The sequence below is a fragment of the Pseudomonas sp. K8 genome, from assembly GCF_014889455.1.
Lineage (GTDB): Bacteria > Pseudomonadota > Gammaproteobacteria > Pseudomonadales > Pseudomonadaceae > Aquipseudomonas > Aquipseudomonas veronii.
Map to the genome: position 1 here is coordinate 1 of NZ_VJWO01000200.1, position 622 is coordinate 622.

The window sequence follows — 622 nt, forward strand, 5'->3', positions numbered from 1 at the left end:
GCTACACGCTGGCCAAGATGGGCATGAGCTTCGTCACCTTGGGCCTGGCGGCCGAATTCGGCCCGCAGGGCGTGGCGGTCAACGCGCTGTGGCCGCGCACGGTGATCGCCACTGACGCCATCAACATGATTCCCGGCGTCGACATCGGCGGCTGCCGCACCCCGGACATCCTCGCCGACGCCGCGCACGCGGTACTGACCCGCGACGCGGCCGGTTTCAGCGGCCAGTTCCTGCTGGACGACGAAGTACTGGCCGAGGCCGGCATCACAGACCTGAGCGGATACGCAGTGGACCCGACGCGCCCGCTGTTGCCGGATTTGTTCCTGGATTGATACGCAACTCGCGTACGTGCGCACATGCACGAACGCCGCTTTTGATTACGGAATCGTCCTGCGCACGTAACAATTCGTAGGTCCACGCCCTGCGTGGACACCGCGCGCAGCGCGGCACAAGCATCCGAAACCGGGGCACCGACCGCCCTGCACGCCTCTACCGACGTTTAAGCCCAAACGAAGCGCTCCGGACGCTCGCGTTTACATCGGCCGCGCCGGATCCACCAGGCCGTACTGGCTGGCCATGCGCGCCAGCGCGATGTTGTCGTGGATCCCCATCTTCTCGAACA

Annotated in this window: 1 pseudogene; it reads left to right on the forward strand. The window is 65.8% G+C overall.

The features are described from left to right. Window positions 1-332, forward strand: a pseudogene (locus INT12_RS30985) (short chain dehydrogenase); the annotation flags it as partial. Window positions 333-622: the final 290 nt, after the last annotated feature.